The sequence below is a fragment of the Cupriavidus sp. IDO genome, from assembly GCF_000812465.1.
Lineage (GTDB): Bacteria > Pseudomonadota > Gammaproteobacteria > Burkholderiales > Burkholderiaceae > Cupriavidus.
Genome location: NZ_JWMA01000073.1, coordinates 35,566 through 61,946 on the forward strand (window position 1 = coordinate 35,566; position 26,381 = coordinate 61,946).

The 26,381-nt window shown below is 63.5% G+C and carries 25 protein-coding genes and 1 pseudogene; 10 read left to right on the forward strand and 16 right to left on the reverse strand.

All coding sequences use genetic code 11. The annotated features are described in order from the left end of the window. The first annotated feature begins 24 nt into the window (after positions 1–24). Positions 25–1,143, forward strand: a complete 1,119-nt coding sequence (locus tag RM96_RS21380; protein ID WP_039013487.1) for a DUF2855 family protein — start codon at positions 25–27, stop codon at positions 1,141–1,143. Positions 1,144–1,217: 74 nt separating this feature from the next. Here the strand turns inward: RM96_RS21380 and dbpA are convergent, their stop codons facing one another. From dbpA to RM96_RS21400, 4 genes are all read right to left on the reverse strand, one after another. Then, on the reverse strand, positions 1,218–2,627 hold the full coding sequence (gene dbpA, locus RM96_RS21385; protein ID WP_039013488.1) for an ATP-dependent RNA helicase DbpA: 1,410 nt from the start codon (positions 2,625–2,627) through the stop codon (positions 1,218–1,220). A gap of 80 nt (positions 2,628–2,707) precedes the next feature. Beyond that, positions 2,708–3,571, reverse strand: coding sequence for a DUF72 domain-containing protein (locus RM96_RS21390; RefSeq protein WP_039013496.1), 864 nt, complete (start codon positions 3,569–3,571; stop codon positions 2,708–2,710). Positions 3,572–3,645: 74 nt separating this feature from the next. After that, entirely contained in the window at positions 3,646–4,164 is a 519-nt protein-coding gene (gene uraD / locus RM96_RS21395; RefSeq protein ID WP_039013497.1) for a 2-oxo-4-hydroxy-4-carboxy-5-ureidoimidazoline decarboxylase, read from the reverse strand. Positions 4,165–4,282: 118 nt separating this feature from the next. Next, a complete protein-coding gene (locus RM96_RS21400; RefSeq protein ID WP_039013498.1) occupies positions 4,283–5,227 on the reverse strand; it encodes a LysR family transcriptional regulator in 945 nt (314 codons plus the stop codon). A 402-nt stretch (positions 5,228–5,629) separates the two neighbouring features. On the opposite strand from RM96_RS21400, the gene RM96_RS21405 reads away from it, so the two are divergent. Genes RM96_RS21405 through uraH (RM96_RS21415) form a run of 3 tightly spaced genes read left to right on the forward strand, consistent with a single transcriptional unit; the run spans position 5,630 to position 7,863 of the window. Then, positions 5,630–6,970, forward strand: a complete 1,341-nt coding sequence (locus RM96_RS21405; RefSeq protein WP_039013501.1) for an MFS transporter — start codon at positions 5,630–5,632, stop codon at positions 6,968–6,970. A gap of 1 nt (position 6,971) precedes the next feature. After that, positions 6,972–7,499: a hydroxyisourate hydrolase gene (gene uraH, locus RM96_RS21410; RefSeq protein ID WP_039013502.1), complete on the forward strand. Its 528-nt coding sequence runs from the start codon at positions 6,972–6,974 to the stop codon at positions 7,497–7,499. 28 nt (positions 7,500–7,527) lie between these two features. Continuing rightward, on the forward strand, positions 7,528–7,863 hold the full coding sequence (uraH, locus tag RM96_RS21415; protein ID WP_039013503.1) for a hydroxyisourate hydrolase: 336 nt from the start codon (positions 7,528–7,530) through the stop codon (positions 7,861–7,863). A 173-nt stretch (positions 7,864–8,036) separates the two neighbouring features. Here the strand turns inward: uraH (RM96_RS21415) and RM96_RS21420 are convergent, their stop codons facing one another. Beyond that, complete coding sequence (locus tag RM96_RS21420; RefSeq protein ID WP_238587357.1) at positions 8,037–9,245, reverse strand: DUF4382 domain-containing protein; 1,209 nt, start codon at positions 9,243–9,245, stop codon at positions 8,037–8,039. A 554-nt stretch (positions 9,246–9,799) separates the two neighbouring features. Between RM96_RS21420 and RM96_RS21425 the strand changes: the two are divergent. Further along, a pseudogene (locus RM96_RS21425) lies at positions 9,800–11,573 on the forward strand (methyl-accepting chemotaxis protein). A 73-nt stretch (positions 11,574–11,646) separates the two neighbouring features. Here RM96_RS21425 and RM96_RS21430 read toward each other — a convergent pair. Next, positions 11,647–11,892, reverse strand: coding sequence for a DUF6429 family protein (locus RM96_RS21430; protein WP_039013532.1), 246 nt, complete (start codon positions 11,890–11,892; stop codon positions 11,647–11,649). Positions 11,893–12,060: 168 nt separating this feature from the next. After that, positions 12,061–13,176 carry a Fic family protein gene (locus RM96_RS21435; RefSeq protein WP_039013504.1) on the reverse strand — a complete coding sequence of 372 codons (1,116 nt, stop codon included), beginning with the start codon at positions 13,174–13,176 and terminating at the stop codon, positions 12,061–12,063. Positions 13,177–13,629: 453 nt separating this feature from the next. On the opposite strand from RM96_RS21435, the gene RM96_RS21440 reads away from it, so the two are divergent. Next, entirely contained in the window at positions 13,630–14,571 is a 942-nt protein-coding gene (locus RM96_RS21440) for a hypothetical protein (RefSeq protein WP_039013505.1), read from the forward strand. Positions 14,572–14,712: 141 nt separating this feature from the next. Further along, positions 14,713–15,609 carry a hypothetical protein gene (locus RM96_RS21445; RefSeq protein WP_238587358.1) on the forward strand — a complete coding sequence of 299 codons (897 nt, stop codon included), beginning with the start codon at positions 14,713–14,715 and terminating at the stop codon, positions 15,607–15,609. Between the two features lie 14 nt (positions 15,610–15,623). Here the strand turns inward: RM96_RS21445 and RM96_RS21450 are convergent, their stop codons facing one another. The 5 genes from RM96_RS21450 to RM96_RS21475 all read right to left on the reverse strand — a co-directional run bounded on the left by RM96_RS21450 (position 15,624) and on the right by RM96_RS21475 (position 19,865). After that, the gene (locus tag RM96_RS21450; RefSeq protein WP_082016646.1) at positions 15,624–16,157 is read right to left on the reverse strand and encodes a lecithin retinol acyltransferase family protein; all 534 of its coding nucleotides are present in this window, start codon (positions 16,155–16,157) and stop codon (positions 15,624–15,626) included. A 401-nt stretch (positions 16,158–16,558) separates the two neighbouring features. Then, positions 16,559–16,882 (reverse strand): nucleotide pyrophosphohydrolase, encoded by a 324-nt coding sequence (locus tag RM96_RS21455; RefSeq protein WP_039013508.1) that lies wholly within the window; start codon positions 16,880–16,882, stop codon positions 16,559–16,561. 144 nt (positions 16,883–17,026) lie between these two features. Beyond that, positions 17,027–17,902 carry a restriction endonuclease gene (locus tag RM96_RS21460; protein WP_039013509.1) on the reverse strand — a complete coding sequence of 292 codons (876 nt, stop codon included), beginning with the start codon at positions 17,900–17,902 and terminating at the stop codon, positions 17,027–17,029. A gap of 33 nt (positions 17,903–17,935) precedes the next feature. Continuing rightward, positions 17,936–18,750 (reverse strand): IS5 family transposase gene (locus tag RM96_RS37445; RefSeq protein ID WP_152624179.1). Its coding sequence is split into 2 segments (ribosomal slippage): positions 17,936–18,399 and positions 18,399–18,750, totalling 816 coding nucleotides; the frame shifts between segments, so codons are not numbered across the junction. Between the two features lie 215 nt (positions 18,751–18,965). After that, the gene (locus RM96_RS21475; RefSeq protein ID WP_039013512.1) at positions 18,966–19,865 is read right to left on the reverse strand and encodes a LysR family transcriptional regulator; all 900 of its coding nucleotides are present in this window, start codon (positions 19,863–19,865) and stop codon (positions 18,966–18,968) included. A gap of 113 nt (positions 19,866–19,978) precedes the next feature. Here RM96_RS21475 and RM96_RS21480 point away from each other — a divergent pair, with 113 nt between their 5' ends. Next, positions 19,979–20,851, forward strand: coding sequence for an aldo/keto reductase family oxidoreductase (locus tag RM96_RS21480; protein WP_039013513.1), 873 nt, complete (start codon positions 19,979–19,981; stop codon positions 20,849–20,851). A 100-nt stretch (positions 20,852–20,951) separates the two neighbouring features. Then, positions 20,952–21,764 carry a YdcF family protein gene (locus RM96_RS21485; RefSeq protein WP_338011428.1) on the forward strand — a complete coding sequence of 271 codons (813 nt, stop codon included), beginning with the start codon at positions 20,952–20,954 and terminating at the stop codon, positions 21,762–21,764. A 105-nt stretch (positions 21,765–21,869) separates the two neighbouring features. Here the strand turns inward: RM96_RS21485 and RM96_RS40575 are convergent, their stop codons facing one another. From RM96_RS40575 to RM96_RS21500, 4 genes are all read right to left on the reverse strand, one after another. Beyond that, a complete protein-coding gene (locus RM96_RS40575) occupies positions 21,870–21,989 on the reverse strand; it encodes a DUF1484 family protein (RefSeq protein WP_152624180.1) in 120 nt (39 codons plus the stop codon). Positions 21,990–22,150: 161 nt separating this feature from the next. Continuing rightward, the gene (locus RM96_RS21490; RefSeq protein WP_039013516.1) at positions 22,151–22,843 is read right to left on the reverse strand and encodes a helix-turn-helix domain-containing protein; all 693 of its coding nucleotides are present in this window, start codon (positions 22,841–22,843) and stop codon (positions 22,151–22,153) included. Between the two features lie 15 nt (positions 22,844–22,858). Continuing rightward, the gene (locus tag RM96_RS21495) at positions 22,859–24,193 is read right to left on the reverse strand and encodes an MFS transporter (RefSeq protein WP_052279642.1); all 1,335 of its coding nucleotides are present in this window, start codon (positions 24,191–24,193) and stop codon (positions 22,859–22,861) included. A 296-nt stretch (positions 24,194–24,489) separates the two neighbouring features. After that, on the reverse strand, positions 24,490–24,840 hold the full coding sequence (locus RM96_RS21500) for a DUF2958 domain-containing protein (RefSeq protein ID WP_039013518.1): 351 nt from the start codon (positions 24,838–24,840) through the stop codon (positions 24,490–24,492). A gap of 402 nt (positions 24,841–25,242) precedes the next feature. Here RM96_RS21500 and RM96_RS21505 point away from each other — a divergent pair, with 402 nt between their 5' ends. Then, a complete protein-coding gene (locus RM96_RS21505) occupies positions 25,243–25,536 on the forward strand; it encodes a helix-turn-helix domain-containing protein (RefSeq protein WP_039013520.1) in 294 nt (97 codons plus the stop codon). Positions 25,537–26,381: the final 845 nt, after the last annotated feature.

Consider the following 26,381-nt stretch of genomic DNA (forward strand, 5'->3'; position numbering starts at 1 on the left):
CAGCGAACCGGACAAGGAGACAGCATGACAGCCACGCAGCAGACAATCGCCGTGACCCGGCTTTTCACCCGCAAGGATGCCTTAAACGAAAGCCGGCTGGAAGCCAGCGAGGAGCCGGCCGGCGCCGCACCCGGCGAAGTGCTGCTGCGCATCGACCGCTTCGCCCTCACCACCAACAACATCACCTACGCCGCCTTCGGCGAGGCCATGCAGTACTGGGGGTTCTTTCCCACCGGACAGCATGAATGGGGACATATGCCAGTGTGGGGCTTTGCCGACGTGGTGTCGTCCACGGTGGACGGGGTCGACGTCGGTGAGCGCTTCTACGGCTACTTCCCCATCGCCAGCCACATCCGCATGCAGCCCGAACGCGTGACGGACCGCGGCTTCTACGACGCTGCGGAACATCGCGCCAGGCTGACTTCCGCGTACAACCAGTACACCCGCGTGCGCAACGACGCCGCCTACGCGCCCGAGCTGGAGAACTACCAGATGCTGTACCGGCCGCTGTTCATCACATCGTTCATGCTGGCCGACTTCCTGCAGGACAATCACTTCTTCGGCGCAAAGCGGCTGGTCGTGTCCAGCGCCTCGAGCAAGACTGCATATGGCACTGCCTTCTGCCTGGAGGATTTCCCGGAAATCTCGCTGGTCGGGCTGACGTCGAAACGCAACCGCGGCTTTGTGGAAGGCCTGCGCAGCTATGACGAGACGGTGACCTATGACGAGCTGGAAACGCTGTCAACGGATGTGCCGACGCTCTATGTCGATTTCTCCGGCGACGAGTCCCTGCGCGCCCGTATCCACCAGTATTTCGGTGCGTCGCTGGTCTACGACTGCTATGCAGGGTCCGCACAGAACACCGGCTTCCTGCGCGACCTGCGGTTGCCCGGGCCGAAGCCGGAGTTCTACTTCGCACCGGTGCAGATCCGCAAGCGCAATGCGGACTGGGGGCCACAGGAGGTCAATCGCCGTTTCAATGCGGCGCAGCGCCAGTTCATCGACCATGCGCGTGAGCCTGGCAATGGCTGGTTGTCGCTGATTCAGGAACGGGGATTTGGGGCGGCGCAGGAGAGGATTGCGCGGTTGGTGGCAGGGGGTGGGGAGCCGAAGGAAGGGTATGTGGTGGTGCTGGGGGATTGAGCGCAGGCGCTTCACAGGCCAATTGCATGTTCCCTCTCCCGCAAGCGGGAGAGGGAGCAAACCAGCGGTGCGACTCACTCCGTCAGCATCCGCACCTTCACCTTCTTGCCCTTCACCTTTCCATCATTCAGCCGCTTGACCGCCTCACGGCCAATCGCGCGATCCACCGCGATGTAGGTCGACATCTCCATCACGTTGATCTTGCCGATCTGCTCCTTGGTGAACCCGGCCTCGCCGGTCAGCGCGCCGAGGATATCGCCAGGACGGATCTTTTCCTTGCGGCCGCCCAGCATCTGCAGCGTGACCATCGGCGGCAGCAGGCGTTCGTCGCTCGCAGGCCTGAGTTCGGCCAGCGCGTGCCATTCGAACTCGCCGCCGTGGTGCTGCTCGATATTGCCCACGCGGCCCATCTCTTCCATGCTGACCAGGCTGAAGGCCCAGCCTTCCTGATCGGCGCGGCCAGTGCGGCCGATGCGATGCACGTGCACTTCCGGATCGGGCGTGATGTCGACGTTGATCACGGCTTCCAGCTGGGCGATGTCCAGCCCGCGCGCAGCCACGTCGGTAGCCACCAGCACCGAGCAGCTGCGGTTGGAAAACTGCACCAGCACCTGATCGCGCTCGCGCTGTTCCAGTTCGCCGTGCAGCGCCAGCGCCTGGAAGCCCTGCGCGCGCAGCAGGTCCACCAGGTCGCGGCAGCGCGCCTTGGTGTTGCAGAACGCGAGCGTGCTGGCCGGGCGGAAATGATCGAGCAGGCGGCCCACTGCCTGCAGGCGTTCGCCATTTTCCACTTCGTAGAAACGCTGGCGGATCTTGCTGCTGTCGTGCTTCTCTTCCAGCTTCACTTCCTGCGGATTGCGCAGGAACTTCTGGCTGAGCTTGTCGATGCCGGGCGGGTACGTTGCCGAGAACAGCAGCGTCTGGCGGTCCCTGGGGCAGCGGCTGGCCACGTAGGCGATGTCATCGAAGAAGCCCATGTCGAGCATGCGGTCGGCTTCATCAAGCACCAGCGTGTTGATGCCCGCGAGTTCCAGGCTGCCGCGATCGATGTGGTCGAGGATGCGGCCGGGCGTGCCCACCACGACATGCGCGCCGTGGATCAGGCTGTCCACCTGCGGGCGCATCGGCGCGCCGCCGCACAGCGTCAGCACCTTGATGTTCTCCTCGGCACGCGCGAGGCGGCGGATTTCCTGCGTGACCTGGTCCGCGAGTTCGCGCGTGGGGCACAGCACCATGGCCTGCACGTCGAAACGCCGCGCATCGAGACGGTTGAGCAGCGAGAGCGCGAACGCGGCGGTCTTGCCGCTGCCGGTCTTGGCCTGCGCAATCAGGTCGTGGCCGGCCAGCGTGACAGGCAGGCTGGCGGCCTGGATCGGCGTCATTTCGTCGTAGCCGAGCTGCGCGAGTGTCGCGAGCATGGCCGGCGAAAGCGGGAGGTCGGAGAAGGGGGCGCCGACGGGCGGCTGAGCGGGACTTGAGTTCATGCCGGATTATAGCGAGGGCCAGTCGTACAAAGCGCCACTTACCACCAGTTGCACGGCGCCATCCTTGGACAAACGCGCGTTTATTTTCGCTTTTTCTCTGGTACCCATTCCTGCGGCTCCCAGTCCAGCCGCGAAAGCAACGCCTGCGCCGCAGCGGGCGCCCGCTCCTTGGCGCCGTTGATGAAGAAGACGAACACCTCGCGCTTCTTGCGGGCCGGCTGCTTGTCCCCAATCACAGGCAGGTCCGCCGGCGCCTTGCCCTGTGCCCACGTGCGCGCGTGCTGCGCCCATGCATCAAGCGCCTTGGGTCCGTAGCCGGTCTTCAGCTTCTCGCTGCTCTCCATCAGCCGCGCATAGACGAAGTCCGCAGTCAGGTCCGCCATCGACGGAAATTTTGGCGAGTCCGTGAACACGGTGGCGGCCTTGTATTTGCTCGCGAGCTTCAGGTAATCGGGTGACATGAAACTGTCATGCCGCACCTCCAGCACGTGCCGCAGCTTCACGCCTTCGACGGAAGCGGGCAACAGTTGGAGGAAGGCTTCGAAGTCCTCGGCCTCGAATTGCTTGGTCGGCGCGAACTGCCAGACCAGCGGGCCCAGCTTGGGGCCGAGTTCGGCGATGCCGCTGTCGATAAAGCGCTCGATCGATTCACCCGACTCCGCCAGCACGCGGCGATTGGTGGCAAAGCGCGATGCCTTGACCGAGAACACAAAATCATCGGGCGTCTCGTCGCGCCATTTGGCGAACGACGTGCGCTTCTGCGTGCCGTGGTACGTGCTGTTGATTTCGATGGCGCTGAGATGGCGGCTGGCGTATTCCAGCTCGCGCGATTGCGTCAGTCCGGCGGGATAGAAGTTGTCGCGCCACGGCGCGAAATTCCAGCCGCCTATGCCGACGCGAATGACGTCGGCAGTTTTGCTCTTCGCTGCGTTGCGTGCTGCCATGGCGCGATCTCCCGGGACGCGAGAATGGCAGTCTAGCGGGAAATCGTGCGGTGTGGGGGACGCTGCCCCCTCCTTCAGCCTTGCAGGCGAGCGTTCAGACGCCCGCGCGTGATGGCGGCGATTTGCGCCAGCGCTTCGTCCAGTTCCTGCGGCGTGCTGCGCCCGATGCGGCGTTCGAACGCGGCGAAGATGCCTTCGCGCGTGTAGTGCCGCACGCAGATGATGAACGGAAAGCCGTGGCGTTCCTGATAGTCGGCATTCAGGCGGTCGAGCGCGGCTTCCTGCTGCTGCGACATCGCATCGAGCCCCGCGCTCTTCTGCTCCGCGTTGGAATCCGCCGTCATGGTGCCCGCGCGGATATTGCGCGCCGACAGCTGCGGGTGCAGGTTGAGAAAATCGCGCTGGCCCTGTTCGTCGAGCTTGCGCACCACGTCCATCATGGCCGCATGCAGCGCCGACACCGAAGCAAACGGCCGCTGCGCCCACGCGCCCTCCGCCGCCTGCGGAAAATGTTCGAACACGCTGCCAAAGGCGCTGGCAAAGCCCGTGCTGTCCAGGGCGTTGACCGAAGCCAGATCGAGTGGCTGTGACATGGACTGCTCTCCCGTAAGGATCCCGAGGAATCGTTGAATACGGGCCGAGTATAGGAAGGGCCCGCCGCAGCGGCGAGGGCCCCGGCCCTATAGATCGCATAACAGAATCCGATACCGGCTACCGGCGCATGTCACGCAGGTTGCGCAGCTCCTGCGATGCCGCAGTCAGCATGCCGCGCAGCCAGATATGCGCGGCCGAGCGATGGCGCGACGGATGCCACAGCTGATAGAAGCGCATGAACGGGAATTCGATGGGCGGCGCCAGCACGGCAAGCGGCACATGCTGCGCGTGATAGTTGGCAAAGTGGCGCCCCGTGGTCAGGATCAGGTCGGTGCCGGGAATCAGGCTGGGCGCCAGGTTGAAGTACGGGCAGCTCACACGGTTGTCGCGATGCACGCGCATCGTGCTGAGCCCCGAATCGACCAGGCCCCGCTGGTCGCGCGAGTAAGGCGTGGGCACGATGTGCGACGCGCCCAGGTAGGCCTGCGCCGTGAACTTGCCGGGCTGCGTGTGCACGCTGTCCTGCGCTACCACGCAGACCACCTCGTCCTCCAGCAGGACCGACAGGTGCAGATGCTCGGGCGGATTCGGCCAGTTGCCGATCACGATGTCCGCCGTCCCTTCGGATAATGCCTGTTCGTAGTCGAAGCTGGAGCCAAGCGGCATTGCCACCAGCCGTGCGTGCGGCGCGGCGCGGCGGAACTCGCGCACCACGTGGGCGAAGAAGGGCGGCGCCAGGTAGTCCGGCATGGCCACGACAAAGCTCTGCTCGGTGGTGGCCGCGTCGAAGCGGTCATCGGACACCAGCAGGTTGTCGAGCGCACTCAGTGCCGCCTGCGCGTTGCGCGCCAGCTGCAGCGCGCGCTCGGTGGGCACCATCACGTTCTTCTCGCGCGTGAGCAGCGGGTCGTTGAAGATGGCGCGCAGCCGCTTGAGCGCCGAGCTGATCGCCGGCTGCGACTGGTTCAGGCGGATCGCGGTGCGCGAGACGCTCTGCTCCGCGATCAGGATGCACAGCACCCGCAGCAGGTAGGTATCGAACGGATCGTCGGCGCGAATCATGGTGGGTCCCGGATGGATGGTTGGCGAGTGCGTCGGGCGCCGCAAATGGTGGCACGCCCGGGCCGCCAATGGCGACTTTGTAGCGTGTCGCGCACCGCGCGGCAACGCGGTGGAACCCGGACATGCGGCATGGGCGGCCATCATGCCCTGTGCGCGAGGCGCGTCCCACGATGGCGCAATGGCCCGCCTAGGGGTAATCCATAGGTCCGCCAGACGCCCTGCCGAATCCCCTGAAACCCGCGCCACATAAGGCTTTGCAGCCCATATCGAGGCTGCTATAGAGCCTATACCAGCACCCCCGTTTCCCATTGCCGGGCCGTTCCTATACTTGCTTCCAGCCACGCGGACCAGAGCCGCGCAAGACAAGCCAGACGACACTGACACGACCAGACAGGAGACACCATGTCGATCACCAAACAAGGGATTCCGATCTTCGCCGGCGCGGCGGACGACACGGAAGACAGCGTCTACCGCAAGGTCTCGTGGCGCCTGCTGCCGTTTCTCGGCGTGCTGTGGGTGCTGGCCTGGCTGGACCGCGTGAACATCGGCTTTGCCAAGCTGCAGATGCTCGACGCGCTGCACTTCAGCGAAGCGGTGTACGGGCTGGGCGCGGGCATCTTCTTCCTCGGCTACTTCTTCTTCGAGGTGCCGTCGAACATGCTGCTGCAGAAGATCGGCGCCAAGAAGACCGTGATGCGCATCACGATCTGCTGGGGCGTGATCTGCATGCTGCAGACCTTTGTCACCACGCCCACGCAGTTCTATATCCTGCGCTTCCTGCTCGGCGCGTTCGAGGCGGGCTTCTATCCGGGCGTGATCCTGTACCTGACCTACTGGTACCCGTCGCAGCGGCGCGCCAGGGCGTTCGGCACCTTCATGTCCGCCTCGGCCATCGCCGGCGTGCTGGGCGGCCCAATCGCCGGCTGGATCATGACCTCGATGGGCGGGGTGCACGGCATGCACGGCTGGCAGTGGCTGTTCGTCATCGAAGGCATCCCGTCCGTGCTGGCCGGCATTTTTGCGTGGTTCTACATGACCGACAAGCCGGAGCAGGCGCGCTGGCTGACCGATAACGAAAAGCGCGTGGTGCTCGAGGCCCTGAAGCGCGACAACGCCGCCATGGGCGAGCGCGGCCACGACTGGCGCTCGCTGTTCACCAACCCCAAGGTGTGGCTGCTGATCGCGATCTTCTTCTGCCTGCTGTGCGCCAACTCCACGCTCACCTTCTGGATCCCGACCGTCATCAAGGACGTCGGCTTCACCACCCCGATGGCGGTGGGCTGGATCGCCGCGGTGGCGTACCTGTGCGGCGCGGTCGGCATGATCGTCAACGGCGCGCATTCCGATCGCCGCAACGAGGTGCGCTGGCACTTCAGCGGCGCGGCCATCATCGGCGGTGCCTCGATGGCGCTGCTGGCGGTGATGCTCGGTGCGCAGGTGATCTCGCCCGTGATTGCCCTGCTCGCCATGACCGCTGCGCTGGTCGGCACCATGAGCGCCATTCCGGTGTTCTGGCAACTGCCCAACCGCTACCTGGCCGGCAGCGCCGCCGCGGTGGGCGTGGCCCTGATCAACTCGGTGGCGAACCTGGCCGGCTTTGGCGCGCCGTATGTGATGGGCCTGATCAAGAACGCCACTGGCAAGCTCACCACGGGCCTGTATATCGTCGCCGTGATCGAAGTGCTGGCAGCACTGCTGGTGCTGATCGGCATCCGCCAGCTCGGCAATAAGCGCGAGGCCTGACATGAGCCACGACAACCACGATACCTTCGATGCCAGCCGCCGGCGCTTTGCGCTGCAATCTGTGACGCTCGGCGGCGGCGCGCTGCTCGCCGGCGCAAGCTTCGCGGCGACGCCGGAAGCCACCTCCCCTGCCGCGCCCAACCAGACCACCGGCCCGGTGCAGCAAGGCGGCCTCAGCCCGCGCCTGACCATGCACGCGCTCGACACCTGGCACGGAACTCCCGCCGCCGGCATGCGCGTGGACATGTTCCGCATCGAGAACGGCCAGCCCCGGCTGATGCAGACCGTTACGCTCGCCGCCAACGGCCGCAGCGAACCGCCGCTGCTGATCGGCGACACCTACCGCACCGGCACCTACGAGCTGCTGCTGCACGTGGACGAATACTTCGCCGCGCGCAAGGCCAACCTGCCGCAGCCGCTGTTCCTGTCGAAGATCCCGCTGCGTTTCCGCGTGACCGACGCCAGCCAGCGCATCCACCTGCCCGTGCTGTTCGGGCCGTGGAGCTACAACTACTATCGCGGCAGCTGAAGCCGCGCATATCCGGAGGCATCGCATCATGGCAGGCATCAGCACGCATGTGCTCGACGTATCGCTCGGCAAGCCAGTCGCCGGCATGCAGATCGAGCTGTTCGACGTAGGCACGCAGCCGCCCCGGCTCATCGCCCGCGCCCGCACCAATAACGACGGCCGCACCGACGCACCGATGCTGCCCGCCGCGCAGGCGCGCACCGGTGACTTCGAGCTGCGGTTCTGGGTGGCGGATTACTTCAAGACGCCGGACATATTCGCCGACATCGTTCCCGTGCGATTCACCATCGCGGACGCCGCGCAGCACTATCACGTGCCGCTGCTGTGCTCGCCGTGGAGCTTCGGGACGTATCGGGGGAGCTAAGAAGGGTTCTAGGGAGTTTCCGTGGTTGTTGAGCGCTGAGGATTGCGCCCGGGCACCGAGAGGTAGCCCGGTTTTTCTTTTGATGGCGCCGGAATGCCGATAAAAAAGCCGGGAAGGGTAAGTTTCCCCTTCCCGGCTAGTGCGCCGTCACGAACGCCGGCGCATATCAACCATCAGAACGAGAAGTTCTGGATCGCGTTGGCGGACGTCACATTCACCGCCTGCGTGCTGACCGTACCGGTCGCGCTGGTGGCCTGGATGTTGTACTTGCCAGCGGAGCCGGCATCGGCCGACAGCGGGATCGGCAGCGTGGTCTGGTACGTGCCGATCATGGTTGCAGCCGCAGGCAGAGCAGGATCAGCCAGCGAGAACAGGCTGTACGCGCCAGTGTCCGATGCCGCGGCCGTGGCAGCAAACTCGAACGTGCCGCCGCTGGTCACCTGCAGTGCGCGGATGGTTGCCAGCGCGCTCGCCGGGGTGACCGTACCCGAGACCAGACGATATGCCGAGGTCGGCAACGTGATCGGCGAACCGGCCGTGGAGATGGTCGTGCTGCCGCCGGCCACCACCGGCACGCTGCGCACAACGCCGGCGGCGCGCAGATTCGCCGAACCCGGCACGATCACGACATCAACCGGCCCGGCCGTGCTGCTCTGCTCGATCGGCGACAACGTGAAGTTGCCGCTGCCATCGGCCAGCGTCGCCTTCACCACCACGCCATTGCGTTCAGCATAGACGCGCGCGCCAGGCGCGGCGCCCACTACGCCGGTTACGGCACCGCTCACCAGCGTCGGTATCGCCGTCACCACCGGCTTGAGGTTGAAGCTGCCATTGCCGCGCGCCACCACCGACTTGCAGGCATCGAAGTCCAGCACCAGGTCAGTCAGCGTGCCCGGGGCCACGACGAAGGGACGGTTGATCTTGATGCCGGACTGCACGGCGCTCGGCGTATCCATCGCCTGCTCCGTGCCGCCCGTCGGCACGACGGAATTCGACAGCGCACTGGCGCCACTACCATTCGGATCCAGCACCAGCCGCACCTGCTGGTAAGTGCCTGCCGGCAGCGGCGTCTGGCCCAGCGTAGTCAGCACGCCATTGGTGAGCGACAGCAGGTCAATCTTGCGCGATGGGCTGAGGCTGATATCCACCCAGCCGTTTGCGCTCGGATCGGCATTGGCATCCGTATGGACACGCACCTTGTTAACCGTGACAAAGACGTGGTCGAAGCCACAGGACGGCGCATCGGTCATCGACACTTGCAGCGTGCCCTGGCCGGAGCCGGAGGAATTGTCACCGCCGCCGCCGCCGCAAGCGGCCAGTGCAAGCGCACCGCTCAGTGCAAGAATGCGCAAGGGCGCGGAGTAAGAGGAAAAGGCTGGCACGATAATCTCTCCGTTCATGGTTATTTGTGGATGTACCGGAGCATATGTTGCAGTTCCAATACCGGCTGTAAATCTTTGTAATACGTTGTGAAAATGTTCACAGCATGTCTGCATGAGAAACCAGGAACCCGTTGACACACAGCGTTCATGGTTGTGCGGCATTACCGTGCGTAGCGACATTTCTTTCCCGCGAGAATCCTCGCGCTTATTCAGGGATGATCGCGCATCGCAGGTTCTTCACCGCCATCGCCGCAGCGCAATGAGTCCCACCACATTGCAGCGCACCAATGCGCCGCCGCAAAGCGATCACCCCGGGCCCATCCGGCGCCGTGCGTGTCTTTAAAACAAAACAACTGCCGCGCCAAAAGCGCCCAATTGCGCACCAAATCGGCGCCTTCCTCTGTAATTCACACAAGAATTCCCGACCTCTGCGTGTCTTTCCTCAAGGAAGCGTTGGTGGCTCCGTATACAGCCACGTGGCAACCCCACGCCCAAACGCCGCCAAACGATTCCTTACGAAGGAACCATCAGTATGTTCACTACCATCCGCGCGGATCGTGGCCCTTAGCGTGGCCATTGTCATCGCCGCGCTCGCCATCAACACCGCACTCAACCAACTCGTTGCCAATTCCTATAACAAGGACGCGATCGACAGCAGCCTGAGCGCCGTGCAGAGCGGCCACACCAGCGCCATCGCCGAATGGGTGGCCTCGCACAGCCAGATGATCAACTCGCTGCAGGACGCCGCGCTGGAACCCGATCCTATCGCCGCGCTCAAGCAGATTGCCGACGCCGGCGGGTTCACCAACGTCTACGTCGGCTATGCGGACAAGACCGCCAAGTTCTCCAAGCCCGAAGGCATTCCGCCGGACCATGACCCCACCGGCCGTCCCTGGTACAAGCAGGCAGCTGGCGCCGGCAAGCCGGTGGTAACGCCGCCTTATGTGGATGCCGGCACCGGCAAGCTGGTGGTCGCGTTTGCTGCGCCAATCGTGCGGGATGGCAATGTGAAGGGCGTAGTGTCTGGCGACGTGGCCATGGACACCGTCATCGCCAGCGTCAAGGCGATCCACCCCACGCCCGCAAGCTTCGGCATGCTGGTGGCGAAGAACGGCCAGATCGTGGCGCATCCCGACGACAAGCTCACGCTCAAGCCCGTATCCGAACTCGTCCCCGCGCTGAACGCCGACAAGCTCGGCGCGCTTATCGGTGCAAAGGCGCCGATGGAAGTGGACGCAGGCGGCAGCACCAAGCTGCTCGGCGCCCGCGAGATTCCCGGCACCGACTGGATGGTCATCGTCGCGCTCGACAAGGCCGAAGCCACTGCCGGCATGCGCTCCGTGCTGATGGCCTCTGTGCTCGCGCTGGTCATCATCGCCTGCGTGGCCGCCGCCGTGGTGGGCGCCGTGGCGACCATCTCCTTCCGCCGCCTGTCCACCGTGCGCGACGCCATGCACGCCATCGGCACCGGCGACGGCGACCTGACCCAGCGACTGCCCGCCGACGGCAGCGACGAAGTCGCGCAAATCGCCCGCGCCTTCAACAACTTCGCCGACAAGCTCACCACCACCATGCGCCAGATCCGCGACGCCAGCGAATCCGTGCGCGCCGCCTCCGACGAAATCGCCGCCGGCAACGTCGACCTCTCGCGCCGCACCGAATCCGCCGCTGCCAGCCTGCAGCAAACCGCGGCATCGATGGAAGAAATCACCGCCACCGTCAGCCAGTCCGCCAGCTCGGCCAGACACGCCAACGAGCGTCGGCTCCGCCTCGCGCGTGGCCGCCAACGGCGGCGTGGTGATCAGCGAGGTAATCACCACCATGGGCCAGATCGAACATGCCTCGGTCAAGGTCTCGGACATCATCGGCGTGATCGAAGGCATCGCCTTCCAGACCAACATCCTGGCGCTCAACGCCGCCGTAGAAGCCGCCCGCGCCGGCGACCAGGGCCGCGGCTTTGCCGTCGTGGGCGGTGAAGTGCGCGGCCTGGCCCAGCGCAGCGCCCAGGCCGCCAAGGAAATCAAGGCCCTGATCGAATCCACCGTCGGCAGCGTCACCTCCGGCTCCGACCAGGTCCGCCGCGCCGGCGACACCATGAACGAGATCGTCAGCAACGTCTCGAAGGTGACCAGCATTATTTCCGAGATCACTCACGCGGCCGTGGAACAGACACGCGGTATTCAAGAGGTGAATAAGGCGGTAAGCCAGCTCGACGAGATGGTGCAGCAGAATGCGGCGCTGGTAGAGCAGTCGACCGCGGCTGCGGCGGCGTTGCAGACGCAGGCGGGGAGCCTGGCGGGGGCGGTGGGGCAGTTCAGGTTGGGGTGAGGGCAACTTACTGCCCGACGCAGGCGCAGCAGCTTTTCCTGCGCCTGCCCACCAGGTGCCCGGAGTCAGACATTCACTTCTTATCCTTGTCGTCGGGGATAACGAAGTGTTGCCTGAAGAGCCTCTCGGCTTCGCGCAAGCCCTCCTCACTGAAGACCACGGACTTCGTCTTGTTGACGGGATCGCCGATGAATCCTCGTTCGTGGAGCCGATTCAGCGCCTCCCAGTCAAAACCCTTCCATGCCCGGTAACGGTCATGCAGAGTCAGATATAGGAGTGCCAGGACCATCTCGTCGATCGCTTCGGTGTTGATATTCATGGTGCTCATCCAAAAAAGGCACGAACCCGAAAATCGCTTTGAAACATAGCGGCCAGGAGAGCACTGTCAAGGCCGATGACGACCTGCCTATCGATCTTGGCGCGCAAATTCGTCTTCCCGGACTATCTGGTACCCCATCGCCCGGTACTTCTGAACGATCAGTGGATATCAGTCTGCCAGCTCATACGAAGTACTCCGCCCTCCAGCCCCCGATTTCCGCAACACACCCAGCGCAACCAGCTCGTTGATATCGCGCAGCGCCGTATCTGCCGAGCACTTGGCAATCGCCGCCCATTTGCTACTTGTGAGCTTGCCGTCGAAGCCATCAAGCAAGCGATTGAGGAGCTTCACCTGCCGCTCGTTCATGGGCGTTGCCGCCCAGCGCTGCCAGAAGCGCGTTTTCACCAGCACGGCATCCAGGGTGTGCTGCGCGTTCTGCACCGCACGCAGAAGCGTTCCGAGAAACCACGAAAGCCAGGCCGTCACGTCCAGCGTATCTTTTTGGGTCTGCTCGAGGATGTCGTAGTAGTCCTTGCGCTCGCGCTGAATCTGGGCCGAGAGGCTGTAGAAACGCTGCGGGCTGCCGTCCGCCCTGGCCAGCAGCAGATCGCCGATCGCCCGCGCAATGCGGCCATTGCCATCGTCGAATGGATGCAGCGTCACGAACCAGAGATGGGCGAGCCCGGCCTTCAGAACCTGCGGATCAGGGGTATCCGCATTGACCCAGTCGAGGAAGCGGCTGGTCTCCATATCCAGCCGATTGGCAGGCGGCGCTTCGAAATGCACGCGCTGGCGACCATACGGGCCCGAGACCACCTGCATGGCGCCTTTCGCATCGTCGCGCCAGGCTGCAACCCGAATCTTCGACATGCCGCTATACCCGGTGGGAAACAACGCCGCATGCCACCCGAATACCCGCTCCACGCTTACCGGGGCATCGCAGCGAGTGGTAGCGTCGAGCACCATTTCGACCACGCCCTCCACATGGCGATCGACCGGTGCCAGTGCGCCGATATCCACGCCCAGCCGCCGCGCGATGGACGACCGCACCGAATCAGCGTTGAGCCGCTCGCCCTCGATCTCGCTGGTCTTCAGCACATCCTCGGTGAGCGCAGCGAGGCTGGCTTCATCGCGCAGTGCCATGCCAACATCGGCCAGACGCCCCAGCAGCATACCCTGGGCGCGAGCGACCTCGGCGAGAGGCTCCGCCAGCTTTGCCAGATCGTAGTGCAGGGCCGGCCAGTCAGGTGCCTGCCAGATATAGAGCCAATCTCCGCGTTCCATGCGGAGATTATGGATGGCAATCCCTGCACGGGCAATCTATTTGACGCAAATTATGCGGAGAATAAACAGGCTATTCACTGCAGCATGTGAATGTGCTCAATGAGATGCCTAAGGCAACGTCACTTCCGGATCCGAGCACGTCCGCCGCGCCGGCGACACCATGAACGAGATCGTCGGCAATGTCTCGAAGGTGACCAGCATTATTTCCGAGACCACTCACGCAACCGTGGAATAGGCACGTGATATTCAAGAGGCGAATAAGGCGGTGAGCTAGCTCGCCTTTTGGCAAATTCACACGATCATAGGGGTCGCCGTCCGAACATTTGATCTGTGCTTCCCCGGCGGGAATGTGTGCGATATCGCACTGCGCATTTGCGGCGCCGTACCAGAATAAAGGCCTCATCCGGCGCCAGCCCCCGGCGCAGGATTTTCTATGCCGATGGGAAGGGCAGGATGAAAGGGCTCCCGGGCGGTCTGGCCGCGTACATCGCGTTCGGTCTTGTCGTTTCCACCAGCTCGCAGGCGTCAGATATCGCCTGCAGGACGACGCTGCGCCCGGCGGGCTGTGATGACCTGATGTCAGCCGGCGAGCATTGCCAGAGTCAGCCGGACAGGCACGCGAGCGCAAGGCGCCTGATCTGTGACTACGCGCTCCTTCACATAGCGTATGAGCGCATCTATGCCGAGCAGCAGCGAATGCTGCGAGCGGATGCCATCGACGATACGGACATCATGGCGTGGCGCAAGCGTCGGGACGCCTGCACCTCGGTGGACTGCCTCGACGGGGTCTTTGCCAGCTGGTGGCAGTCCACGGCCCAGAAGAGGCCGGCGCGAGGCGTCACGCAGCCGCAGAAGCCGGTTGAAGCGCCTTTGCACGATGCGCCGAGAGCGAAGGTGGCTCGCGATCGGCCGAAAGACAAGACGGCTCGTACTGTGCCGAGAGAGAAGGCGGCCTCTGCCGTGCCAAAGCGCGGCGAGCCATCACTGGCGATGGCACCGATAGTGAATCCGTCCGCGCTCCAGCCACTCATCGGACCAGAGGCCAACAACGCGCAACCGGCCGTGCCTGTGCCGGTGCCTGAGTCAGAGGTACAGCCAGAGGTACAGTCAGAGGCGCGGCCAGAGGCACCACCAGCGGCACAGACCCGGTGGATCAAGACGCCTCTCCCGCAAGAACGGGGAGCGCGCTCCTGGGGACCGCTTAGCGCGCTGGCGTGGCTGGGGATGTGCGGCGCGGGCCTGGCCTGCGGGTCCAGGCGCATGCGGCGTCAGTGGATGCCGTACATGGCAGGCATCTGCGAACAAGTGCGTGGCCTGCCAGCAAGGACGCTTGTACTGGCTGGCCTGGCGGCAGTGAACGGACTGCTTCTGCTTCTGATACTGACTGAAAGTTAGTGTCCTGCTCCGCGGTTGAATAAGCAGTCGCACCGCGACGCAGGTCGCCACCTGGTGGAAAAATGCGAGGATGTGTGCGGTATCGCACTGCGCATTGGCTGCGCCGTACCAGAATAAAGGCCTCGTCCGCGCCGGACCCCGGTGCCGGATTCGCTATCACCTGAGAAAGACAGGATGAAAGGGCTCATAGGCCATCTGGCCGCCTTCATCGCGTTCGGTCTTTTCCTTACCGCCAGCTCGCAGGCGTCGGATATTGCCTGCAGGAGGACGCTGCGCCCGGCCCCGATCGGCTGTGAAGGCCCGATGACAGCTGGCGAGCATTGCCAGGACCAGTCCAGCAGGCACCCGAGTGCTAGGAGCCTGATCTGCGATTACGCGCTCCTCCAAATCGAGCACGAGCGCATCTACGCCGAACAGCATCGAATGCTGAAAGCGGGTGCCATCCGCGAGACAGACATCATGGCGTGGCGCAAGCGCCGGGACGCCTGCACCTCGGTGAACTGTCTTGACTGGGTCTTTGCCAACTGGCGGCAGTACGCCGCGCATAAGGGGCCGGCGCGAGCCGCCATGCAGCAGCAGAAGAAGCCGCCGGAAGCGCCCATGCGCGATGCGCCGAAAGACCAGGTGGCTCGCGCCATGCCGAAAGACGAGGCACCGGCATTGGCGATGACACCGACACTGAATCCGCCTTCGCCCCAGCCACTCCTCCAACCTGAGGCCGCCGCAGAACCAGCCGCGCCTGCGCCCGAACCCGTGGCTCAGCCAGTGGCACCGTCTGTGGCACAGCCCCGGTCGGTCAAGGCGCCTCTCACGCAGGAGCGGGCGGTGCGCGCGTGGGGATCGCTTGGCGCGCTGGCGTGGCTGGGGATGTGCGGCGTGGGCCTGGCCTGCTGGTCCAGACGCATCCGCGGTCATTGGATGCCGCACCTGGCAGGCCTCTACGAACGGGTCCATGTCCCACCGGCAAGGGCGCTTGTGCTGGGTGGCCTGCTGGCCGCGAACGGACTGCTTCTGCTTCTCATCGTGACCGGCGGCTAGGCGCGCCAGCCAGCTCAGGCCGCCGCATAGCCGCACACCGGCTCATCCAGGCTCTGCCACCAGCACTTCAGCATGTCCGCGGCCAGGCGCAGCCCGCTCAGCGGATGCACCAGGCAGTGCCGCACCTGCTCGCTGCGGCTTTCGCCATACAGGCACCACGTGCAGAAGTGCTCGCAGTTGTTGGTCAGCAGGCGGTAGCGGTCCTCGCCCAAGCGTGAGCGGGCGCGCCTGATCGACTCAGCGGCGTCATACCGGGCCAGCGGCGTAGCCAATAGCGCGATGCCGTGACCCGCGGCGAACCGGGCCAGGCTAAGCTCCTCCACCGGGCCGCTCTGTTGCCGATGGCAGTAGCCGGCGTAGTGCACCACCATGCCGTTGCCGACATAGATGCCATGGTGGTGGTAGCCGTGGCGTGGGGTAGTGAGGTGGGCGCCGAGGGGCGGTTCCGCAACGGCAGCGAGATCCGTAATCGCGCGTTCAGGTGTATCGGCACGCAGGCTGCGGGCGGGTTGCCTGGCCGCTCCTGCGTGTTCGCTGCTGTGTGTCATTGCCGTCTCCCACCTGCCCGGGCCGTTGCTGGCCTTGTCCTATCCACTGCATTCGGCGTGCCAAGGGCGCGGAGTGCTGGCGTGGGGTGCAGTGCGCGGTGCGGAGTGGCGAGTCGCGCAGATGAGGCCGAAGGAAAGTGGATGAAAGCTGGCAGGAACGCAGTGGCGCGGGCCAGGTGACTTGATCAAATGATCAAAGGCCGGTCGTGGCTGATCAAATGATCAAACGGCTTTGTTCGGGTACCTCGTGCGGCTCCCTGCCAGAGCAGAGAGCGGCACGCTCCCTCGCTTGCCATGTGCCTTCGGCACAGCCTGTCCGGCAACTGCGGCGAGTGGATCGCCGTGGGCGTTTGTTCCGGTTGATCAAATGATCAAACAGGGCTGTGAAGCGGCTGCGCGCCTCACTCGGGTAACGGGTACTTCTTCGCGTTCATTTCCATCTTCGCCCGGATTGCTGCGTCGAGGTCGACGCCCAGCGCTGTCACGAGTTGCGCCAGGTAGATGGTGATATCCGCCAGCTCCTGTTCAACGTGCTCGCGTTCCGCCGTGGCCATGACATCGCGTGACTCGGCTTCGGTCTTCCACTGGAAGATCTCCACCAGCTCGGCCATTTCCACGCTCAGCGCCATGGCCAGGTTCTTGGGGCTGTGGTACTTGGCCCAGCCGCGGGCATCGCCAAATTCCATGGCGGCTTGCTGGAGGTTTTTGATGTCGATGAGAGGCATGGGTGACAACGGCGGAAATGCTGAAAGCTGTATTGAACCACGCCGAAGTAGCCACCGGCATGCCTATGCCTGGAGAAATGAACCATTGACCAGGCGCCGGCAGATCCGCAGCAAGCGCGCCCCCCACAGGCTATCAGCGCTTCGTTAGGTGCGAATCCCCCAGCACTTCGGAAACGTGACACATCCCCAGAAAGTATTGCCGGCGTTCGCGCCTTGCTTGGCAACGCGCTTTACCATTGCGCTTCCGCAGCGCGGGCATGCCGGATCTTGTGCCGGCCTCAACGGCGCTGAAGCAGTCGCCTGCGGCCTCTGATGCTCCTGCGCTTTGGCGCTAGTCCTGGTGTCCGACGCCGCGCGCGCAGCCTTGATCATTGCAGCAAGCGCTACGCCCCCAATCAACTGTATGTTCCGCCCCTGGGCGAATGCCTTTGCGTCAGCCGTGAACTCACCGGACGTCACGACAAACCCGCCGGCCGCCCCCTGCGCCGCCATGACGCCATACAGTTCACGCACCACGCTGACGGACACCTTGTAGGCACGCCACTGCTTGCATTGCACTAGGAGCGTCTCCGTACCCTTTTGCAGCTTGAGGTCAATGCCTCCGTCCGCACCGCCGCCACCAGTTTCGACGACGGCGTAGCCCCGCATCCGAAACGCCTCACCCACAAGCAACTCGAAGTCCCGCCAGCTCATCTGGCGCAGCGCATCACCAGACTTGTCGCCGGCGACGCCGCGCACCAACCCTTCACGCTTGCGCCGTCCAAGGACGGAGGCGACTGCGCCAGCCAATAACACCAGCGGCACCATGTACTGACCATAAGTCGCGAGGACCTTCGTCATCTGCCCGACGACCATCTGGCCGATCTGTCCCGGCACGGTAGTGGTAGGCACTTCGGCCACTGCATAGCGATGTAGCACCACATATGCGACGAGCGCCAAGGAGGTACCCACCCACCAAGGCAGCATTGCTGCGATCTCATACAAGTCTTCAAATACGCTGGTGTTTTTTCTTCTTGCCATCTCTTACTCCCTAGAACTTCGATCTAAGAAGGCCTAACAAAATGACTTCCTGAGGTGGCGCCAGCAGATGATGCAACAGGCCAATTTCAGGAAGGCTTCATGAATGATGGCGAGGCGCTCGAAGCGCACGCGCAATCGCTTGAAGTTGTGCAACCAGGCAATCGTTCGTTCGACAACCCCGCGAGTCTTGCCAAGACCGCTGCCGTGAGGTTCACCGCGACGGGCAATCTCTGTGGCAATACCATCGGCATGAAGTGGCTTGCGGTACTTGTCGTAGTCGTATCCGCGGTCGCCCTGGACGATGGTGGGCTTGGACAGTGGCCGACCACGCTTACCGCGGATGGGCGGGATCGCCTCAATCAGCGGCAGTAGTTGTGTGACGTCATGATTGTTGGCGCCGGTCAGTATCAGCGCCAGTGGAATGCCTTGAGCTTCCGTCAGGAGGTGGTGCTTTGAACCTGGTCGCGCGCGATCGGTGGGGTTGGGTCCTGTTTTTGACCCGACCCCACGGCACGAATGGAGGAGGAATCGACGATGGCACGTGACCAATCGATGCGGTCGGCCGCCCGTAGCTTGGCCAACAGCACCTCGTGCAGGCGATCCCAAACACCGGCGGCCTTCTGCCAGGTGTGTAGTCGTCGCCAGCAACTCATTCCGGAGCCACAGCCCATTTCCTTGGGCAACATCTCCCAGGGAATGCCGGACTGAAGGACGAAAAGAATGCCGGTGAGCACGACCCGATCGTCCAGGGGCTTGCGCCCGGGATAGCGAGCGCGCCGAGCTTTCGGTGGTGGCAGTAGTGGCTGGATGAGTGCCCACAGTTCGTCGTCGAGTATGAGTTTGGCCATGTCCTTTGCGCTGATGAGACAACGCAAAGGTTAACAAAGATCACTTGAAGTTAACAGCCCTGCAGATTCATTTTGTTAGGGCCTCTAAGAGGCGCCCTCTTGCTGAGCATTCCCAACGCTCATGGCGGCGCATCGGCCTTGCCTTGACAGGCCGCCGCGCTGCCTGGCGATGCCAGCGCACTGATGTCGATGGGGCTGAATAGCCCCTGAACGTGCTACACCTCCCCGCCACCCTTCAAAAAATCCACAAACGCCCGCAACGGCGCCGGCAAATGCCGCCGCCCCGGATAGTAAAGAAACGGCCCCGAAAACCACTGCCACCACGGCTCAAGAATCGGCTCCAGCGCCCCGCTGTCAAGATCCGGCCGCAGCTTGCCCTCAAAGATGTGGGTCACGCCAATGCCCGCCAGCGCCGCGCTGATCGCAAGATCGATGGACGCCCCGGGCCGGACCAGCAGGCGGTTCGGCGGATCCAGCCTCAGTTCCTCGCCGTCGCGCTCGAAGATCCACGGTGGCGTGGCGCCGCTGGCGAACTGGCCGCGCAGGCAGACGTGGGAGAGCAGCTCGCGCGGGTGCTCCGGTCTGCCGTGGCGGTCGAGATAGCCAGGCGTTGCCGCTGTCGCGAAGCGTTGCATGCGCGGTCCGATCGGGATGGCGACCATATCCTGCTCAAGCCGCTCTTCGTAGCGGATGCCTGCGTCGCAGCCGATGGCCAGCACGTCGACGAATCCATCCTCGACCACCACCTCTACGCGGATGTCGGGGTAGGCCTCCAGGAATGGCGGGAGGATGGATGGCAACACGGTCCACGCGGCGCTTGATGGCACGTTCAGCTTGAGCGTGCCGGCTGGTTTGTCACGGAAGGCGTTCAGGACGTCCAGCGCGGATTCCATCTCGCTGAACAGGGGCGTGAGCCGCTCGAGCAGGCGCAGCCCAGCTTCGGTCGGGGCGACGCTGCGTGTGGTGCGGTTGAGCAGGCGCAGGCCCAGCTTCGACTCCAGGCGGCGCACGGCGATGCTGAGGCTTGACGCTGAAACGCCGCTGATGCGCGCCGCATCCCGAAAGCCCCCGGCGCGGGCCACGGACACGAACGCGGCAAGATCGTTGAATTCCATGCCAGTGTTCAATTTTTGGAACAGCCCATTCAATCTAGGCCGGATTTTCAAACACTGCAATGCCAAACATACTGGCTCCACCTGTTCAGCCAAACCGAATCAAGGAGAGCGCCATGTCCCAATCCCACCGCCCCGCCACCACCTATACGCTTGCCGGCCGCACCGTGAGCCGCATGGGCTACGGCGCCATGCAGCTGGCCGGGCCAGGCGTGTTCGGACCGCCGAAGGACCGTGATGCAGCGATCGCCGTGCTGCGCGAAGCCGTCTCATCAGGCGTCAACCACATCGATACCAGTGACTTCTACGGCCCGCACATCACCAACCACCTCATCCGCGAAGCCCTCCATCCGTACCCGGATGACTTGGTGATCGTCACCAAGGTAGGCGCGCGGCGCGGCGAAGACGCCTCGTGGCTGCCGGCGCTGGAGCCGGAGGCCATCCGGCAAGCGGTCCATGACAACCTGCGCAATCTTGGCGTGGATGTGCTGGATGTCGTCAACCTGCGGATCATGGGGGATATCCATGCGCCGACTGAAGCCTCGATCGAAAGGGAGGTCACCGCGCTGGCCGAGCTGCAAAGGCAGGGGCTGGTTCGCCACATCGGGCTGAGCAACGTAACGTCGGCGCAGGTGGCGCAGGCGCGGAAGATTGCGCCGATTGTTTGTGTGCAGAACCAGTACAACCTTGTGCAGCGTGGGGATGATGCGCTGGTGGATGAACTGGCGGAGCAGGAGATTGCGTACGTGCCGTTCTTTCCGCTTGGCGGGTTCTCGCCGATTCAGTCGGCGGGGTTGTCCAGGGTGGCTGAAGCGATTGGGGCGACGCCGATGCAGGTGGCGCTGGTGTGGTTGCTGCATCGGGCGCCGAATGTGTTGCTGATTCCCGGGACTTCGTCGGTGAAGCATTTGCGGGAGAACATCAAGGCGGCGCAAATCGCGCTGTCGGATGTGGTGCTTGCAGAGCTGGATGCGTTGGGTCGAGCCTGACGTATGCCAACAGCCGCTGTGCAGGTTCCCCGGCTGTCGCGACTGGGGTCCATCACGCGCGGTATGCTTCACGCCAACGAGTTCAACACACAGGACGAAGTTGGCACGAACCACAACGCATGGCATGAAGGCCGGCGCCCCGTGGCGGCGCATCGGCCTGGCATTGGCGGGCGCCTTGCTGCTGGGCGATACCATCGCGCTGATGCTGACGGGGCCGTTCAATTTTGGCGTTGCGCTGCCCGGCGCGATCGGCGCTGCATGCCTTGCGCTGTCATGGCGCTGGGAAGCCGTGGCGCAATGGCGAGCGGCCAGCGTGGGGCGCCGATGGATCTGGCGGGCAGGGTGGACGGCATTCGCGGTATGGCTAGCGACGGTGGCGGCGTTCTTCTATCTCATCCACCGCGGCATTGCCGAATCCGCGCCGAAGGCAACGGCGGCCAGGGCCATCATCATCCTTGGCTCTGGTACGCCGCATTGCATTGCGTCGCCGACGCTGGTGGCTCGGCTGGATGCAGGCATGGCGCTGGCGCGGCAATGGCCTGCGGCGTGGGTGGTGGTGAGTGGTGGGCAGGACTTCTTGCGGGAATGCCGCGAGGCGGACGTCATGGCGGACTACCTGACCGCGCACGGCCTGGCGGCCGATCGTCTGATCCGGGAGAACCGGAGTACCAGCACGGAGGAAAACATGCGCTTCAGCCGCCGGTTGCTGGAGCAACAGGGCGTGAGCGCTGCGGACCCGCTGATTGTGGTGACCAGTGATTTTCATCTGATGCGGGCGAAGCGGATTGCGCGGAAGGCGGGGTTCGGCAAAGTGTTCGGCGTGGGAGCCGAGACGCCTTTGTACCTTCGCTTCAATGCGTGGCTGCGTGAGTATTTTGCAGCGATCAGCAGCTGGATCTTGAGGGAGTACTGAGGCTTCAGCTTGCAGCACTTCACAGTGCCAGAATCAGAACGGCGCGAAACCAGTTGGCTCGCGCCGTTTTGCTTCCAGGCCCGCATTATGCGGGCCTGCCCCTCGTCAGCCAAGGGCCTGCTGGCGCTTGGCGTTCTGGTCAATCTGCTGCTTGAGCGGCGAAAGCAGGGTGTTGGGGCCGATGCTATCGGGGATATCGCCGCTCTGCAGGTCCAGCAAAGTCAGGACGGACCTATCAGGACTCGTGCTATCGGGAGTACGCCCATCGTGCTATCAGGAGCACACAACCCCCGCAAAGCCAGTAACAGCATGGCTTTTGGCATCCGCTATGCGCCAGTGCCTGCTGAGTGCGGCTCCGGCAAGCGTGAATCTTCGCCCTTCAGGATCTACAGACGGATATCAACGGAAGTTGGCGTGGCGAACAGCTTGGGTTCCTTGCCGAGCGGAAACCCGATCACGTACAGGACATTAGCTGGCATTGGCCTATCCGGGTCCGAGCCCCCCTTCAGCAGCACGTTGCGCTCGGCATAGCGTAGCGAAACGCCAAGGGTCTTGAGCACATCAATGTTGGCTTGCATCGTGTCAGTCGCCTCGCGCTTCTGCGCTTCGGTGTAGGCGTTCAGGCCATCCCGGTAGTCGCGGAAATATTCCATCAGCGCGGCGAAGCGTTTTTCCGCTTCGCGGCCCATCTCGAAGGCCAGCTGCGACATGTCCATCGTGCTGGTCTGCGCCAACTCGGCCAACTGCTTACCCGTAGTCAGCGGAATCGCCGCGAAGGTGACGTGCTCGCGGTCAAACTGTTCCTGCGCAGCCTTGAGTTCGTCTTCGGGCGGAATCGCGAATGGCTTGTTGAGCGCGTCGATGTCCAGGAAATCGAACGCGCTGGCCAGCGCCCGGCAGGTGTCGGGGTCGACCGGCCAGCCTAGCTCGACGCGCTGAACGGTTCGCACGTTGAGCCCGGCGATCACGGCCAACTGCTCCTGCGTCCATTGCCGGGCATCGCGGAACACCTTGATGCAGACAGCCAGCTCGGCGGGAGTCAGCAGGCGTACTGGTGGCGTGTTTTCCGTCGCATTCATTGCGTTGCTCCTTCGTTATCGACTGGCATGGCCGCACTTGGCGAGGGGCCAGAACGCAAGCAAGAAGCCGACAGCGGCCAGGACTGCCACATAGTGAGCAGGCGCCATGGTGTCGTGCTGCAGCCACAGCGTGAGAATCATCGGCGTGAGGCCGCCGAAGACTGCGTAAGACATGTTGTAGGCAAACGAGAGACCGGTGAACCGCACCGGTGCCGGAAAGGCGCGCACGCCAGCAATCGGCACGGTGGCGATGGTGCCGACGAACAGACCCAGCAGTCCGTAGTGCCAGAACAGCGTGCTAGGCGTGCCGGGCAGGCTGCCGTAGAAGAGGTAAGCGGTCATGAAGAGTCCGCCCCAGCCAATCAGCATGACGGCACGGGTGCCGATGCGGTCGCATGCCCAGCCGACGATTACGCAGCCGATGGTCAGCATGAGGGTGGCGAACGCATTGGTCTCGAGCGCGAGCGCGGCGTCTATGTGGTGGATCTTCTGCAGGTAGGCGGGTGTATACAGCACGACCACGACGATGGCGGTCGAAAGTACCCAGGTCAGCAGTGCCACGAACACACTGGCCGAGCGGTGATCGCGCAGCACGGTGCGGATCGGCAGTTCGCGCGCCAGATTGCTGCGGTCAGCCAACTCGCGGAACACGGGGGTCTCATGCAGAAACCGGCGCAGGTACACGGACACCAGTCCGAACACGCCGCCCAGGATAAAAGGGATGCGCCAGGCAAAATCGCTCACCTGTTCAGGCGTGTAGTGTCGATGGATGGCGACCGCAACGAGCGAACCCAGCAGGATGCCGCCAGTGATACCCGAGGTCAGGGTCCCGATCCCGAAACCGTAGTGCCGGCTCGGCACATGTTCGCCGACAAACACCCAGGCACCGGGCATCTCGCCCCCAATGGCCGCGCCCTGCAGCACCCGCATCGCCAGCAGCAACAGTGGCGCCGCGACGCCGATGCTGGCGTAGGTGGGCAGCAGCCCGATCATCAGCGTGGGCGCGGCCATCAGCAAGATCGACAGCGTGAACATGCGCTTGCGGCCAAGCCGGTCACCAAAGTGGGCGATGACGATGCCGCCCAGCGGGCGTGCCAGGTAGCCAGCGGCGAAAATGCCGAACGTCTGCAGTTGTCGCAGCCAGTCTGGCATGTTGGCCGGGAAGAATAGCGCGCCCAGCACCGTGACGAAGAAGACGTAGATGACGAAGTCATAGAATTCCAGCGTGCCGCCGAGGGCGGCAAGACCCAAGGTCTTGTAGTCGCGAGCAGCCAGCGTGCGTGCCGGAGCGGGTAAGACGCCGCCCGGTACGCTCAGGGGGTTCACATGGGGTTCCTGTTGTGGATTCATGTTCGGTCCTCGTCAGGTTGTGATCAATGGACTTCGGTCAGGGCTGGTCCTTTTGAGACCAAGACCCCATTGGTTGCGCGTGAGCGATGCCGATCAGGCATCGTCCGATGCGCCACGCCTGCATGGAAACGGCCAGCCGGTGAGACATCAAGCCGTATCTCAGGCGGGACTCTTCTCACAGCCGCTCTACCAGCCCTTCAACGAAATATCGCCGATGAGGCGTCAGGCTTTGGATCTGCCGGGGCTAGAGCAAGGGCCTCTCGGGCCGGCCTGCCAGAGTGGGCCAGACGGTTCGATCAGTCCGGGATCGAACCGTCGAGCTGCGCCAGCTGCGCATACGCCGATAGCGGTCGCGTAGGCCGGAAGTACAGGTCGCGAAGAATCGGCCTTTTGAGCGGCCCAACGATGGATGCGAGGTCGGACAGCTTCACATGGCCCAGTTCGGGCATGCCGATACCCACGTCGCACAAACCGTAGGCGGTGTCACCATCGGCCGGGTCCAGCGCGGCCAAGAGCCAAGTCGCATGCGCGTCCGGGGTAAAGAGCCGTACCACGGGCAGCGGGTCGCCAGCGTAGCCGGCTACGTATGCTTGGCCATTTGCGAGCAACTGCGCGCGTTGTTCTGCGGTGATGAGGGTTGGGTTCATGATTGCAGCCTCTGGGAAAGTTCGCTCCACGCGGAGCAAGGCAATACTGGGAGCACGTCCCTATCGCGGGTCGTCACATCCCAACACGGTCCGGTGCGGGCCTGGGTTTACAGCAAGCGGCGTGCACCACGCGTTGAGCACCTTTCCGGGATGGTGTGAAGCCACGCCTCTCTCCCACCCGGTAGGCACCGCACCCCGGATTCATGCAAGCACAGAACCATGGAAGCGGAATTGCGGTAGCCAGGCAAGGCACGGATGCGGTCCCCCTAATCTGTCGGAATCCACAAATGCAGATTTCGGCAAAAACCCGAAAGCAGCTCGATCAGTCTAAAATGAACACTATAGATTGTAGCACTATAGTGCGCAATCGGCTGACATCATGGTTTTCTAGGGGAACCATTGGTGACGGCGAAACACACATTGGCGACAGCAATACGCATAGTCAGGAAAGCGCGCGGCTTGAGCCAGGAAGCGTTCTCTGACGTGTCAAGCCGCACCTATATGAGTTCGTTGGAGCGCAACCTGAAAAGCCCAACCATGCACAAACTGACCGAGCTATGCGAGGTCATGCAAGTGCATCCGCTTACGCTGCTGACGCTGGCATATGCCGGCGACAACACGCACAAGGCCGACCAGCTTCTGGCGCAGGTGCGCCAGGAACTAGAGGCGATATTGAAAGAGCGCGACGCGCTGTAGGCGCGTGCGATGCTGCGGGCTAGCAGCAACTGCGCCCCGCCGCAAAGGGGTGGGGCGTTTGGGGGCGGCCGTCAGGCCGCTGGCTTGCTGCGCGACCAGATCAGGTTGTTCATGCCATCGCCTTCCTCGATCAGCCGGGCGTAGACCAGGGGGCAATTTATGACGATTGCGCGTCAATACATCGCCTCTCACCCAGAACAATGGGGCGAATCCGGCATGGCATTGGCCCGGCGGGCCGTCAATGAGGCGTGCAAGAGGAACCTTGCCTCACGGATGTCCCGGTAAATCCCATCCCTCCGTTCCTTTCAGGGCGCCACCCATGTACAGCTCATATTGGAGTCGAAGCCCGAGTTGATAGGCAGGATTTCCTGCACGGGCGTCCAATCAATTCCGGATTGCAAAAGAGCATGTCGTCCGGCTAATTGCGGTTTACTGCAAGCTTTGCCCACAGCTCTTGGCACAACAGGTACCTAGCGAAGCTCCTCGAGAATGAGTCGGTGTCTGCCTTCCTTCGCCAAAGACATTCCGATTTGCTCTCAGAGTTCGAGTTAATCGTACAAACCGTATCATTGGATCAATAACCTCGGAATGTGTTGCTGATTTCTGGGACTTCGTCGGTGAAGCATTTGCGGGAGAACATCAAGGCGGCGCAAATCGCGCTGTCGGATGTGGTGCTTGCAGAGCTGGATGCGTTGGGTCGAGCCTGACGTATGCCAACAGCCGCTGTGCAGGTTCCCCGGCTGTCGCTGCGTATTCCGGTGATTGTGACCGGTCATTCCGGCATCGTGACCACGGATTCCGTTTTATCGTGACCGCTGTGTCCCTGCGGTTTCCGGTTGATTGTG

Excerpts from the sequence above, each read along its gene's own strand:
- RM96_RS21380 (WP_039013487.1), top strand. The coding sequence starts at position 25 with ATGACAGCCACGCAGCAGACAATCGCCGTGACCCGGCTTTTCACCCGC.
- dbpA (WP_039013488.1), bottom strand. The coding sequence starts at position 2,627 with ATGAACTCAAGTCCCGCTCAGCCGCCCGTCGGCGCCCCCTTCTCCGAC.
- RM96_RS21390 (WP_039013496.1), bottom strand. The coding sequence starts at position 3,571 with ATGGCAGCACGCAACGCAGCGAAGAGCAAAACTGCCGACGTCATTCGC.
- uraD (WP_039013497.1), bottom strand. The coding sequence starts at position 4,164 with ATGTCACAGCCACTCGATCTGGCTTCGGTCAACGCCCTGGACAGCACG.
- RM96_RS21400 (WP_039013498.1), bottom strand. The coding sequence starts at position 5,227 with ATGATTCGCGCCGACGATCCGTTCGATACCTACCTGCTGCGGGTGCTG.
- RM96_RS21405 (WP_039013501.1), top strand. The coding sequence starts at position 5,630 with ATGTCGATCACCAAACAAGGGATTCCGATCTTCGCCGGCGCGGCGGAC.
- uraH (WP_039013502.1), top strand. The coding sequence starts at position 6,972 with ATGAGCCACGACAACCACGATACCTTCGATGCCAGCCGCCGGCGCTTT.
- uraH (WP_039013503.1), top strand. The coding sequence starts at position 7,528 with ATGGCAGGCATCAGCACGCATGTGCTCGACGTATCGCTCGGCAAGCCA.
- RM96_RS21430 (WP_039013532.1), bottom strand. The coding sequence starts at position 11,892 with ATGAATATCAACACCGAAGCGATCGACGAGATGGTCCTGGCACTCCTA.
- RM96_RS21435 (WP_039013504.1), bottom strand. The coding sequence starts at position 13,176 with ATGGAACGCGGAGATTGGCTCTATATCTGGCAGGCACCTGACTGGCCG.
- RM96_RS21440 (WP_039013505.1), top strand. The coding sequence starts at position 13,630 with ATGAAAGGGCTCCCGGGCGGTCTGGCCGCGTACATCGCGTTCGGTCTT.
- RM96_RS21450 (WP_082016646.1), bottom strand. The coding sequence starts at position 16,157 with ATGACACACAGCAGCGAACACGCAGGAGCGGCCAGGCAACCCGCCCGC.
- RM96_RS21455 (WP_039013508.1), bottom strand. The coding sequence starts at position 16,882 with ATGCCTCTCATCGACATCAAAAACCTCCAGCAAGCCGCCATGGAATTT.
- RM96_RS21460 (WP_039013509.1), bottom strand. The coding sequence starts at position 17,902 with ATGGCAAGAAGAAAAAACACCAGCGTATTTGAAGACTTGTATGAGATC.
- RM96_RS21475 (WP_039013512.1), bottom strand. The coding sequence starts at position 19,865 with ATGGAATTCAACGATCTTGCCGCGTTCGTGTCCGTGGCCCGCGCCGGG.
- RM96_RS21480 (WP_039013513.1), top strand. The coding sequence starts at position 19,979 with ATGTCCCAATCCCACCGCCCCGCCACCACCTATACGCTTGCCGGCCGC.
- RM96_RS21490 (WP_039013516.1), bottom strand. The coding sequence starts at position 22,843 with ATGAATGCGACGGAAAACACGCCACCAGTACGCCTGCTGACTCCCGCC.
- RM96_RS21495 (WP_052279642.1), bottom strand. The coding sequence starts at position 24,193 with ATGAATCCACAACAGGAACCCCATGTGAACCCCCTGAGCGTACCGGGC.
- RM96_RS21500 (WP_039013518.1), bottom strand. The coding sequence starts at position 24,840 with ATGAACCCAACCCTCATCACCGCAGAACAACGCGCGCAGTTGCTCGCA.